The sequence below is a fragment of the Parageobacillus thermantarcticus genome, assembly GCF_900111865.1.
Taxonomy (GTDB): Bacteria; Bacillota; Bacilli; order Bacillales; family Anoxybacillaceae; genus Parageobacillus; species Parageobacillus thermantarcticus.
In genome coordinates this window covers 19,252-31,487 of record NZ_FOJS01000012.1, presented here as the reverse complement: position 1 = coordinate 31,487, position 12,236 = coordinate 19,252, and the positions used below count along the sequence as shown (strand labels likewise).

Sequence of the window (12,236 nt, the reverse complement as noted above, 5' to 3'; positions counted from 1 at the left end):
GGATATAAATGCCAAATAACCCTCTTCTTGAGGGTTATTTGGCATGCCCAGCATTTGGTTTTCTCTTCATCCTTTGATTGATTTTTCGAACATGCGTATCATCCTAAAAAATTTTATACCGCTAACTTGACGGGTATGGGGACACCCTCTCATTTTGTTTACGATATACGCAATGGTGACGTCTGAGATGAAATGAGCATACGTATATACATAGGCGGTTATGGAAAGGAGATGGGAGAGATGAAGGCAATGATAAAGGAATTGGTAAACGCTAACGTTGGAAAAGTAAAGGAGCGGGAGCCTTTGGCGAACTATACGACAATGAAAGTCGGCGGCCCTGCGGATGTCTTGATTGAACCGTCCAGCATAGAAAGTTTAAAAAAAGCAATGGCGATTGTAAAAAAGTATGAAGTGCCGTGGCGTGCAATTGGTCGCGGTTCCAATTTGCTTGTTTCTGACGAAGGGGTCGAAGGGGTTGTCATCAAAATGGACGAAGGATTGGATGAATTGCATGTTGCCGGGGAAACCGTGACGGTCGGCGGAGGATATTCATTAGTGCGTCTTGCTATGTTAATGAGCAAGCAAGGATTATCCGGATTGGAATTTGCCGGCGGAATTCCTGGTTCGGTTGGCGGAGCAGTTTATATGAACGCAGGGGCACACGGTTCCGATATGTCGCAAATCGTAAAAAGAGCGCTAATTTTATTTCCAGATGGGACGATGGAATGGTTGACGAACGAGGAGATGGAATTTGCGTATCGCACTTCTGTATTGCAAACAAAGCGGCGTGGAATTTGCATAGTGGCTGAACTCCAGCTTACTTCCGGGAACCGTGAAGAAATTGTTGCAAAAATGCGGGAAAACAAAGATTATCGCCGCAGGACGCAGCCGTGGGATAAACCTTGCGCGGGCAGCGTTTTCCGCAATCCTTTGCCGCAACATGCCGGAAAGCTTATCGAAGAGGCTGGTTTAAAGGGATATACGATTGGCGGCGCAAAAATTTCTGAACAGCATGCCAATTTTATCGTTAATACGGGAAAGGCGAAGGCAAAAGATGTACTAGACTTGATTCACTTTGTGAAAAAAACGATTTATGAATTGTACGGTATTCATTTGCAGACAGAAGTAGAAATTATTGGCCGGAAGTTGTAAAATCTAACTCTCTATTTTACAATATTATTGATATGATAAAAACACGTTTGCCTGCGTGATGAACAGAGAAATGTAACGGCATCAGATGTGCCGTTTGTTTATATAAACGTGCTTTCGAGTTTATCCAGAAAGCGGTGAATGGCTTTGGAAAAAGGAAAAATTGTTGTTCTTGAGGAACGGGTGCCGAAATTAAAAGAACGGCGGAGGCAAAAAGCCAATCGTCGTTTAATCGCGTATATCTCTTTCTTTTTTCTTCTCATTTTATGTATGATTTATTTCCAATCGCCGTTAAGCTATGTCCGCCATATTCAAGTTGACGGGAATCGTCATCTTTCCGAGAAACAAGTGATACAATTAAGCGGCATCACAAAGCGGACAAGCTTTTGGAAAGTAAAGGAAGAAGAAGTTCGCCGGAATATTGAGAAACATCCGGAAGTGAAGAGCGTAACATTGGAAAAACATTTTCCGAATACGATTACCATCCACGTGAAAGAACGGCGGAGAATCGCTTACATTTATGACAAGCAAACGTTTTTCCCGCTTTTAGAGAATGGTTACATTCTGAAAAAACGCACATCGAAAACCGCGCCAAGCGATGCGCCGATTTTAATCAATTGGAAAAAAGGAGAGGACATTCAAGAAATCGCGGGACAATTGGCGCAGCTTTCCCCATCGATATTAAACGCCATTTCTGAAATTCATTACACACCAAGCAATGATGACCGTTACCATATTACCGTTTATATGAACGATGGTTTCGAAGTAAGCGCAAACGTGCAAAACTTTGCCGATAAAATGTCATTGTATCCGTCTATTGTCGAGCAATTAGATCCAAGGGTAAAAGGGGTAATCCATCTAGAAGTAAGCAATTATTTTACCGCCTATAAACAGCCGAAAAAGGAGGATGACAATGGCCAAACGGAAAGGTAATCGTGTCATCCTCGCTTTGATCTGTTTCATACTCGGGTTTATGCTTTCGTTTTCTTATCAATATACAAAAACAGAAACAGCAAAACAAAATATAACCGACAGGCAGTGGCAAAAAGAATATGAATATCGAAAGCAATTGATTCAAATGCAAAAAGAAAATCGCCAACTGAAAAATGAATTAGTGCAAAAACAAGATAAAATTGCGGAAATAGAAAAAACGTTGGCGGACGAACGGACAGCGTATACGGATTTGGCAAAACAGGCGGAAAAATTGCGCATGTATGTCGGAGAGTCAAAAGTGAAAGGAAAAGGGATTGAAATAACGTTATCCGATGCCTCCTATATTCCTTCTGAACAAAGCGCGACAGACTACATCGTGCACGAACAACACGTCTTTAAGGTCATACACGAGCTGCTTATTTCCGGTGCGGAAGCAATAGCGATTAATGGGCAGCGAATTTCCCACCGCTCGTATATCGTTTGCAACGGCCCTGTGATTGAAGTGGACGGCACGCAACATGCTGCTCCTTTCGTCATTTCCGCAATCGGCAATCCGACAGTTCTCGCTTCCGCGTTGAACATTCCCGGTGGGGTAAAGGATCTGCTTGTTCAAGATAACATAATAGTAAAGATTGCTAGCAAAGATGAAATCGTGTTAGATCCCGTCTTTCACGCTAATCATAAATAGACGGTTTTGGATGGAAAGAATGGTGAGATGGTTGGAACGGAAAAAAACGATATATTTTACTTGCATTACGGCAATTTTCGGATTTATGCTAGCAGTTCAACTTCACACGACATCGCACCCTAAAGTCCGCGACACACGCGATATTTGGGAATTGCGCGCTGATTTGAAAAAAGAACAGCAGCTGCAGCGGCAGCTTTTGTCAGACATTGAAAAGTATGAAGAAAAGATGCGAAGCTATCAGCAAAAGCAATCTGCTCGGAAAGAAGCGGTTTTGCGAGAAACAGTAAGCGAATTGCAGAAAGAAGCCGGATTGACGGAAGTCAAAGGAGCTGGCCTTGTTTTAACGATTCAATCGTTTTATCCAGACAATTACACGGGTCCAATCACGGAAACGGTTTCTCCAGAACTGTTGCAGCGGCTTATTAATGAACTAAACATGTATGGAGCGAAAGAAATTGCTGTTGCCGAGGAGCGGATGACGAACACGACGGCGATTCGCGACGTGAACGGCGCGACGAAAATCGGGGATCGCAAAATTTCTTCGTTGCCAATTGAAGTAAAAGTAATCGCTGATGATGCGGAGATGCTTTATAACCGGCTTAACGTATCGACCATTCGTGATGATTTCGCCGTTGAAAATTTGCAGCTTGTTGTTTCGAAACCGTTAGCCTCAGTCGTTGTTCCGCCGTCTGAAAAAAACAGGAGCGTGAAATATATGGAAGCGGCAATAGCCGAAAAGGAGGAAAAGTAATATGTGGCTTCCGCTCATCGGCTTATTGGCTGGTTTAATCATAGGACTGCTGACTGATTTGCGCGTTCCCGATGAATATTCCAACTATTTATCTATTGCAATCCTCGCAGCATTTGATACATTAATTGGTGGCATCCGCGCCCATTTACAGCAGACATATGACGAAATAGTATTTATAACAGGGTTCTTTTTTAACATTATTTTGGCCGCAACTTTAGCTTTTCTTGGTGTCCATCTTGGTGTAGACTTGTATTTAGCAGCTGTATTTGCATTTGGGGTACGCCTTTTTCAAAATATTGCCGTTATTCGTCGCCTCCTTCTTGCCGAATGGATGGAAAGGCGACAAAACCGTGAAAAAAGTTAAGCGGAAAAAAGGAAAGTTTCTTCAAATGTTGAATATATGAGTAAAATGATTTGATCGTCCTTTTATATATAAATGATTGCCGGTGATGAGCGAACGTTCTGTTATCAATTTTAACGTATCTGTCCATCGGGATGGATAAATTCAGCTAAAGGAGGTGTCACTGCTTACTAAAATCTAAAATGCGCAATCAACCGCAAAAATGGATGTAAAGCTCGATCGTTGATTTAAGCAAGGCGGTAAATATACGATTTTAGTAGGCAGGTACCAAGAAATGAGCAGCAATGAAATCGTCGTTAGTCTTGACATTGGCACATCCAGCGTCAAAGTCATAATCGGGGAAATGTTAAACGAGTCACTCAACATTATTGGAGTAGGAAATGTGAAATCAGAAGGGCTCAAAAAAGGAGCCATTGTTGATATAGATAAAACGGTGCAATCGATCAAAAGAGCGGTTGAACAGGCGGAACGGATGATCGGTTTAACGATTCGCCGGGTCATTGTCGGTGTGACCGGCAATCATGTGCAGCTTCAAGATTGCCACGGCATCGTCGCCGTTTCCAGCGAAAACCGCGAAATCACCGATGAAGATGTTGCGCGTGTAATGGACGCCGCGCAAGTCGTGTCGATCCCTCCAGATCGGGAAATTATTGGCGTCATTCCGCGGCAGTTTATCGTCGATGGATTGGACGGGATTAACGATCCACGGGGAATGCTCGGCGTCCGCCTCGAAATGGAAGGAACGATTATTACCGGTGCGAAAACGATTTTACATAACTTGCTTCGTTGCGTGGAAAGAGCCGGGTTGGAAATAAGTGATATTTGCCTGCAGCCGCTTGCTGCTGGTTCCATTGCCCTATCGGATGATGAAAAAAATTTAGGAGTGGCGTTAGTTGATATCGGTGGCGGTTCAACGACCATCGCCATTTTCGAACAAGGTTTTTTGCAGGCAACTTCCGTTTTGCCGGTTGGAGGCGATCATATTACAAAAGACTTGTCGATCGGGCTTCGAACGTCGACAGAGGATGCGGAAAAAATTAAATTAAAGCATGGACACGCTTTTTATGATCTTGCTTCAGAAGAAGAAGTATTTGATGTTCCGATCATCGGCACTGATCAACGTCAGCAGTTTAGCCAGCTGGAAATTGCCGATATTATTGAGGCGAGACTAGAAGAAATTTTTCAAATGGTTCAACAGGAAATCCGTAAGCTGGGATTTCGCGATTTGCCAGGCGGCTATGTGCTGACTGGCGGAGTAGCGAATATGCCCGGGATATTGGAGTTAGCTCATGTCGTATTAGGAAGCAGCGTTCGCATTGCCATGCCTGATTATATAGGGGTGCGCGATCCGCAATATACGACAGGAGTCGGGCTGATCAAATTTGCCTATCGCCAAGCAGCGCTGCAAGGAAAATCGGTTCCTGTCGCTGCATCCGTTGTGGAGCCGATTGAGAAACGTCCGCAAAGACAACAACCGAAACAAAAAAAGAAAGAAGCGACTTTCGGAAAAAAAGTGAAAAAGTTTTTCGGTTATTTCTTTGAATAGAGATTGAATTGGGAGGATTTAGTCATGTTGGAGTTTGACACTACAGTTGATCAATTGGCAACGATTAAGGTGATTGGAGTTGGCGGCGGCGGCAACAACGCCGTCAATCGGATGATTGAACACGGTGTGCAAGGTGTTGAGTTTATTGCGGTGAATACAGACGCGCAAGCGTTGAATTTATCGAAAGCGCCAATAAAGCTGCAAATCGGCGCAAAATTAACGCGCGGCTTGGGAGCAGGCGCGAACCCGGAAGTGGGAAAAAAAGCGGCAGAAGAGAGCAAAGAGCAAATTGAAGAAGCGCTGAAAGGCGCGGATATGGTGTTCGTTACCGCGGGAATGGGCGGCGGAACAGGAACTGGCGCTGCTCCAGTGATTGCGCAAATCGCCCGTGAGTTAGGGGCATTGACGGTTGGTGTTGTGACTCGCCCATTTACGTTTGAAGGGAGAAAGCGGGCGACACAGGCGGCAAACGGAATCGCCGCTATGAAAGAAGCGGTCGATACATTGATCGTCATTCCAAACGACCGCTTGTTGGAAATCGTCGATAAAAATACACCGATGCTCGAAGCGTTCCGCGAAGCGGATAACGTTCTGCGCCAAGGGGTGCAAGGCATTTCTGACTTAATTGCGGTGCCAGGGCTTATTAACTTAGATTTTGCTGATGTGAAAACAATTATGTCCAACAAAGGCTCTGCACTGATGGGCATCGGGATTGCAAGCGGGGAAAACCGTGCGGCAGAAGCGGCTAAAAAAGCTATTTCTAGCCCATTGTTAGAAACGTCGATTGATGGGGCGCAAGGCGTGTTAATGAACATTACCGGCGGCACGAATTTAAGCCTTTATGAGGTGCAAGAAGCTGCCGATATTGTCGCATCTGCGGCTGACCAAGATGTTAATATGATTTTCGGCTCGGTCATTAATGAAGACTTAAAAGATGAAATTGTTGTAACGGTTATTGCGACTGGGTTTAATGAAAATGTGGCATCACAATCGCGCCCATCCCGCACTGGATTTGGCACGATTCCGAAAATAACGGCGGCTCCTAAACGGGAAAAACGCGAAGAACCTGTGCAAGATTATGCAGCGCTGCGTTCCGCCCAAATCGAAGATCCGCTTGACATTCCTGCTTTTCTCCGCAACCGCAATCGCCGCCGCTAAGCGAAAGAGCGCGAACTTTTATGGTTCGTGCTCTTTTTCTTTTTTAATATAGTTGATCTCCAATCAACTATTCAGAAAGACGCGCGCCTTTGCGGCCGAAGAACATTTGTCCGTTGTGGCTAGGCAGGCGACTTCCGCTTTTCTTGTTTCTTTGACAAAAATTTCTGTTTTCTACCATCATAAATTGACAGACTTTCCAATAAGATGTACTATATACTATTTTCAGAAATTGCTTCGTGTTGGGTTAAGGTGCGTGAATGGTGTGAAACCAAAACAGAAAAAGGCGATTTTATTTTCCCGTAATCCAAAGTTTACTGTACTGATAATAAAATTTTGCACAAGAGTTCGGACTTAACCTTGCGTTTGTTGTGAAAGAAGGAGGCTGTTTCATTGGCCGTTTATTTGGACGTCGTTTGGTTGTTAAACGTTTGTTTTGACAGTCTATTGCTTTGGTTGACGGCCGTGATGTTAAAGCGCGATGTCGTGTGGTGGCGGGTGTTGCTCGGGGCGTGCATTGGTGCATTGCTTGTCGTTATGATGTTTACACCGTTTTCGACATATGCCCAGCATCCGGTAAGCAAAATCGTCTTCTCGCTCCTCATCGTTTTCGCGGCGTTTGGCTTTAAACGGATACGGTATTTTTTGGAAAACCTTTTTGCTTTTTATTTTGTGACATTTACGGTCGGAGGAGGGATGATTGCCGTTCATTATTTTTTACAACAGCAACTGAATATTCATAATGGCATGCTGATGACACATTCCCTCGGTGTCGGGGATCCGGTCAGTTGGACATTTGTTTTATTAGGATTTCCAGCATTATGGATATTTTCGCGGGCGCGCATCAACGGGATTCGCGAAAAAAAATTGCGGTTTGAACACATTATCGATGTTCTTATTGTGTTTGATGGTGTCCCGATTCAGCTAAAAGGGCTCATCGATAGCGGAAACCAGCTGTATGATCCGCTGACCAAAACGCCCGTTATGATCGTGGAGATGGATAAAGTAAAGGAAGTTTTGCCAGAGGAATTAGCGAGACATATTCCGTTTGAAACATCGATGGATTGGCTCCATCAAGCGCAATTGGAAAAGTGGGCGCATCGCTTTCGTATCGTTCCATATCGTGTTATCGGGAGCGAACAGCGTTTTTTAGTTGCGCTTAAGCCGGACCGCATTATGCTGTGTTACGAACAACAGTGGTTGGAAGTGGAAAAAGGACTTGTTGGATTAAGTGAAACGAACTTATCGGTCGATGGGGAATATGAGTGCATCATACATCCGAAAATGGTGCAAATGGGAAAGCGAATCACTGCTTCATAAACTTGTTACTATATCATACTCATCATTTGCTAATTTAGAAGGGGGATTTTCATGAAAAAGTGGAAACTTCGCATCACTTATTTCTTGTATAAGTTGTTAAAGAAATTTGGAATAAAAATGGATGAATTGTATTATATCGGCGGGAGTGAGGCGCTGCCGCCGCCGCTGACGAAAGAAGAAGAAGAAATGCTAATTAAAAAGCTTTCCGACGGAGATGAAACAGCAAGATCGCTTCTCATTGAGCGCAATTTGCGGCTTGTTGTGTATATTGCGCGTAAATTCGAGAATACAGGAATTAACATCGAAGATTTGATCAGCATTGGAACGATCGGATTGATTAAAGCGGTAAATACGTTTAATCCAGAAAAAAAAATTAAACTGGCGACATACGCATCTCGCTGCATTGAAAATGAAATACTAATGCATTTGCGCCGAAATAATAAAATCCGCGCGGAAGTATCGTTTGATGAGCCTTTAAATATTGACTGGGATGGGAATGAACTGTTGCTTTCGGATGTGCTTGGAACGGAAGACGACGTGATCACAAAAGATTTGGAAGCGGACGTCGACCGGCGCCTTTTATTTAATGCGCTATGCCAGTTGAGCGACCGCGAAAAACAAATTATGGAACTTCGTTTTGGACTTTCTGGAGGAGAAGAAAAAACGCAAAAAGATGTTGCCGATTTGCTTGGCATATCGCAATCTTACATATCTCGGCTAGAAAAACGGATTATTAAGCGGCTTCGCAAAGAATTTAACAAAATGATGTAAAATGGCGGCGATGGTTTCATTGCCGCTTTTTATGTGCTTTAGGCAAGCGTGCATATTTTTTCTTCCAGAGGAGATACTGAAAATGGACGATCAGCATCTCCTGATGGGAGGGAAGGACTTGACAAGAAACAAAGTGGAGATTTGCGGAGTAGACACCTCAAAGCTTCCCGTGCTAAAAAACGAAGAAATGAGAGAATTGTTCCAACGAATGCATGAAGGGGATTTAGAGGCGAGGGAAAAATTAGTAAATGGCAATTTGCGCCTTGTATTAAGTGTGATTCAGCGGTTTAACAATCGCGGTGAATTTGTCGATGATTTGTTTCAAGTTGGTTGCATCGGACTTATGAAATCCATTGATAACTTTGATTTAAGCCAAAATGTGAAATTTTCTACGTACGCGGTACCGATGATTATTGGAGAAATCCGCAGATATTTGCGCGATAACAATCCGATTCGCGTTTCCCGTTCACTTCGCGATATTGCCTATAAAGCGTTGCAAGTGCGGGAAAAATTGATGGGAGAGACGGCGAAAGAGCCGACGACTGAAGAAATTGCCAACGTGCTTGGAATTCCCCATGAAGAAGTGGTGTTTGCTTTAGATGCGATTCAAGATCCTGTTTCATTATTTGAACCGATTTATAACGATGGCGGTGATCCGATTTACGTGATGGACCAATTAAGTGATGAACGCAGCTGCGATAGCCAATGGATTGAAAAAATCGCCCTGAAAGAAGGACTGCGCCGTTTGAACGAACGGGAAAAAATGATCATCCGTAAGCGTTTTTTTCAAGGAAAAACGCAAATGGAAGTTGCTGAAGAAATCGGAATTTCCCAAGCGCAAGTATCGCGATTGGAAAAAGCGGCGATACGCCAAATGAACAAAAACATTCAAGTATAAGAGCTGTTCGTTACGGCTCTTTTCTTTTTTACATAAGCGACTAGGAAGATTCATATAGTGATGATAAGAGAAAAAAGCGGGGGATGTTGGATGATGAGAATTTCCGAATTTCAAACGAAAGATGTTGTAAACGTGGCAAATGGGAAAAAATTAGGAAACATCGGGGACATAGATATTGATTTAGAGACAGGGCAAATCCAATCACTAATTATTTTAGGGACGGGGAAAGTACTCGGACTGTTTGGCAGAGAAGAAGAAACAGTGATTCCGTGGCAAAATATCGTCAAAATTGGCGCAGACGTCATTTTAGTACGCTTGCATGAAAGTGAATAAAATAATGTTTATCACGTTGAAGAAAACTTATGATAAAATAGGAAAAAAAGTGATAAAAACTAACAAAAATATGAGGTTGACGAAAATGTTAGACATTTTTCAACAAGCGGAAAAAGAGGTGCTGTTGTTGCGAGAACGCCGTTCGTTTCCGAATCTTGTCGCTGGGTTTACGACGAAACACGGAGGCGTTAGCAAAGGAGCGTTTGCGACATTCAATTTAGGGTTGCATGTGGACGATGAAGTTTCTTCTGTTTGCCGCAATCGACAGCGGTTGGCGGATTTGCTTCAATTTCCGTTGGAACGCTGGGTATGTTGCGAACAAATACATGATGCTCGCGTTGAAAAAGTAACGAGCAGTCAAGGTGGAAAAGGAGCGACGGATTACGAGTCGGCTATTGCTGGAACGGACGGCTTATATACAAAAGAAGCAGGATTGTTGCTTGCCTTATGTTTTGCTGATTGCGTGCCGCTTTATTTTACGGCGCCGAAACATGGTATGATCGGTCTTGCTCATGCCGGCTGGAGGGGGACGGTAAAAAACATTGCGGGAGAAATGGTGCGCCTTTGGCATGAGCGTGAAAATATTCCTCTTGATGACATATACGTGGCAATCGGCCCGGCGATTGGCGCTTGTTGCTATATTGTCGATGATCGCGTCATCGCGCGCGTCGACCGCGTTTTGGATGGCAAGCAAGCTCCCTATAAGCAAGTAAGCATAGGACAATATGCCCTTGATTTAAAAGAACTGAATAAAGTATTACTGATAAAGGCAGGAATTCGCGAAGAGCATATTGATGTTTCCGGATATTGTACGAGTTGCGCTGATCATTTGTTTTTTTCCCATCGCCGCGATCAAGGAAAAACAGGAAGAATGATGGCGTTTATCGGCAGGAAGGAGGAATGAACGATGACGGTTCGCGACAATTTAGCAATCATTCGTGAAAACATTGAAGCAGCGTGTCAACGCGTGGGACGCAACCCTGCCGACATTCGCATTGTTGCCGTTACGAAATATGTAAGTGTAGAACGGGCGAAAGAGGCGTTAGAAGCTGGCATTACCGATTTGGGAGAAAATCGCGATGATGGGTTGCTGCAAAAATATGAAGCGTTAGGTAGCGAGCCGACATGGCATTTTATTGGCACGCTGCAATCACGAAAAGTGAAAAATATTATTGACAAAGTCGATTATATTCATTCTCTTGATCGCATGTCGCTTGCGAAAGAAATCGAAAAGCGGGCGACGAAGCGGATGAAATGTTTTGTTCAAGTGAACGTATCCGGCGAAGCGACGAAACATGGATTAGCAAAAGAAGAAGTGATTCCATTTATTGAGCAGCTGCGAGATTTCTCGCGCATCGAAGTAGTCGGCTTGATGACGATGGCGCCTTATACGGATGATGAATCCGTTTTGCGCGCATGCTTTCGCCAATTAAAATTGTTGCAAGAAAATGTACAAGCATTGCATATTCCAAACGCTCCATGTACGGAGCTATCGATGGGCATGTCCAACGATTACGTGATTGCCGTTGAAGAAGGTGCGACTTTTATTCGGCTCGGCACATCGCTTGTCGGAAAAGAATTTTAGGAGGTGAAATCAATGGGATTAATCAAAAAGTTCAAAGATTATTTTTTAGAGGAAGATTATGACGAATATGAAGAAGAGTATGAGGAAGAGGAAGAAACTAAAGAAGTAGCAAAGGGAAATGCAAAACCCAATGTGGTGAGCTTGCAAAGTGTGCAAAAATCGTCTAAAGTGGTGTTAATTGAGCCAAGAGCGTATGCGGAAGCGCAAGAAATCGCTGACCATTTAAAAAACCGCCGCGCGGTGGTGGTGAATTTGCAACGAATTCAACATGACCAAGCGAAACGCATCGTCGATTTTTTAAGCGGTACCGTATATGCGATTGGCGGAGATATTCAGCAAGTTGGCACGAAAATTTTTTTGTGCACGCCAGATAATGTTGACGTGACTGGTTCGATTTCCATCGACAGTGACGTTGATACGCCAATGAAGAGGTGGTAACTGCTTATGGATAGTTTGCTATGGTTTTTAACGACATTGATTCAAATTTATACGTATGCGCTCATTATTTACATTTTGATGTCATGGTTTCCCAATGCGCGTGATACGAAAATCGGGCAGATGCTTGCAACGATTTGTGAGCCGTATTTAGAACCGTTTCGCCGCATTATTCCGCCAATCGGAATGATTGACGTTTCCCCGATTGTCGCCTTTTTAGTGCTTCGCTTTGCGACAAAGGGATTGTACGCTCTTTTTGATATGTTAAATTTAGTGTAAGGAATCCGTTAATAGGGTTCCTTTCTTTCATG

Annotated in this window: 15 protein-coding genes; all 15 read left to right on the top strand. The window is 43.6% G+C overall.

All coding sequences use genetic code 11. From position 1 onward, the window contains the following. Positions 1 to 240: 240 nt before the first annotated feature. The 15 genes from murB to BM278_RS08130 all read left to right on the top strand — a co-directional run bounded on the left by murB (position 241) and on the right by BM278_RS08130 (position 12,204). Positions 241 to 1,152, top strand: a complete 912-nt coding sequence (gene murB, locus BM278_RS08200; RefSeq protein ID WP_090948868.1) for a UDP-N-acetylmuramate dehydrogenase — start codon at positions 241 to 243, stop codon at positions 1,150 to 1,152. 138 nt (positions 1,153 to 1,290) lie between these two features. Then, positions 1,291 to 2,082 (top strand): cell division protein FtsQ/DivIB, encoded by a 792-nt coding sequence (locus BM278_RS08195; RefSeq protein ID WP_090948867.1) that lies wholly within the window; start codon positions 1,291 to 1,293, stop codon positions 2,080 to 2,082. Beyond that, entirely contained in the window at positions 2,063 to 2,770 is a 708-nt protein-coding gene (locus BM278_RS08190; RefSeq protein ID WP_090948866.1) for a DUF881 domain-containing protein, read from the top strand. The genes BM278_RS08195 and BM278_RS08190 overlap by 20 nt, the downstream gene beginning before the upstream one ends. A gap of 19 nt (positions 2,771 to 2,789) precedes the next feature. Beyond that, complete coding sequence (locus BM278_RS08185; protein ID WP_090948865.1) at positions 2,790 to 3,521, top strand: DUF881 domain-containing protein; 732 nt, start codon at positions 2,790 to 2,792, stop codon at positions 3,519 to 3,521. Between the two features lies 1 nt (position 3,522). Further along, positions 3,523 to 3,885, top strand: a complete 363-nt coding sequence (locus BM278_RS08180) for a small basic family protein (RefSeq protein WP_090948864.1) — start codon at positions 3,523 to 3,525, stop codon at positions 3,883 to 3,885. 271 nt (positions 3,886 to 4,156) lie between these two features. Then, the gene (gene ftsA / locus BM278_RS08175; protein WP_090948863.1) at positions 4,157 to 5,428 is read left to right on the top strand and encodes a cell division protein FtsA; all 1,272 of its coding nucleotides are present in this window, start codon (positions 4,157 to 4,159) and stop codon (positions 5,426 to 5,428) included. A gap of 24 nt (positions 5,429 to 5,452) precedes the next feature. Then, positions 5,453 to 6,586: a cell division protein FtsZ gene (ftsZ, locus tag BM278_RS08170; RefSeq protein ID WP_090948862.1), complete on the top strand. Its 1,134-nt coding sequence runs from the start codon at positions 5,453 to 5,455 to the stop codon at positions 6,584 to 6,586. A 390-nt stretch (positions 6,587 to 6,976) separates the two neighbouring features. Next, a complete protein-coding gene (spoIIGA, locus tag BM278_RS08165; protein ID WP_090948861.1) occupies positions 6,977 to 7,903 on the top strand; it encodes a sigma-E processing peptidase SpoIIGA in 927 nt (308 codons plus the stop codon). A gap of 51 nt (positions 7,904 to 7,954) precedes the next feature. Continuing rightward, positions 7,955 to 8,674: an RNA polymerase sporulation sigma factor SigE gene (gene sigE, locus BM278_RS08160; RefSeq protein WP_090948860.1), complete on the top strand. Its 720-nt coding sequence runs from the start codon at positions 7,955 to 7,957 to the stop codon at positions 8,672 to 8,674. 118 nt (positions 8,675 to 8,792) lie between these two features. Continuing rightward, on the top strand, positions 8,793 to 9,572 hold the full coding sequence (sigG, locus tag BM278_RS08155; RefSeq protein WP_425272969.1) for an RNA polymerase sporulation sigma factor SigG: 780 nt from the start codon (positions 8,793 to 8,795) through the stop codon (positions 9,570 to 9,572). A gap of 90 nt (positions 9,573 to 9,662) precedes the next feature. Continuing rightward, positions 9,663 to 9,905: a YlmC/YmxH family sporulation protein gene (locus BM278_RS08150; RefSeq protein ID WP_090948944.1), complete on the top strand. Its 243-nt coding sequence runs from the start codon at positions 9,663 to 9,665 to the stop codon at positions 9,903 to 9,905. 85 nt (positions 9,906 to 9,990) lie between these two features. Then, positions 9,991 to 10,809 (top strand): peptidoglycan editing factor PgeF, encoded by an 819-nt coding sequence (pgeF, locus tag BM278_RS08145; RefSeq protein WP_090948943.1) that lies wholly within the window; start codon positions 9,991 to 9,993, stop codon positions 10,807 to 10,809. A 3-nt stretch (positions 10,810 to 10,812) separates the two neighbouring features. Then, entirely contained in the window at positions 10,813 to 11,490 is a 678-nt protein-coding gene (locus tag BM278_RS08140; protein ID WP_090948858.1) for a YggS family pyridoxal phosphate-dependent enzyme, read from the top strand. Between the two features lie 12 nt (positions 11,491 to 11,502). Next, entirely contained in the window at positions 11,503 to 11,928 is a 426-nt protein-coding gene (locus BM278_RS08135; protein ID WP_090948857.1) for a cell division protein SepF, read from the top strand. A 6-nt stretch (positions 11,929 to 11,934) separates the two neighbouring features. After that, a complete protein-coding gene (locus tag BM278_RS08130; RefSeq protein WP_003251891.1) occupies positions 11,935 to 12,204 on the top strand; it encodes a YggT family protein in 270 nt (89 codons plus the stop codon). Positions 12,205 to 12,236: the final 32 nt, after the last annotated feature.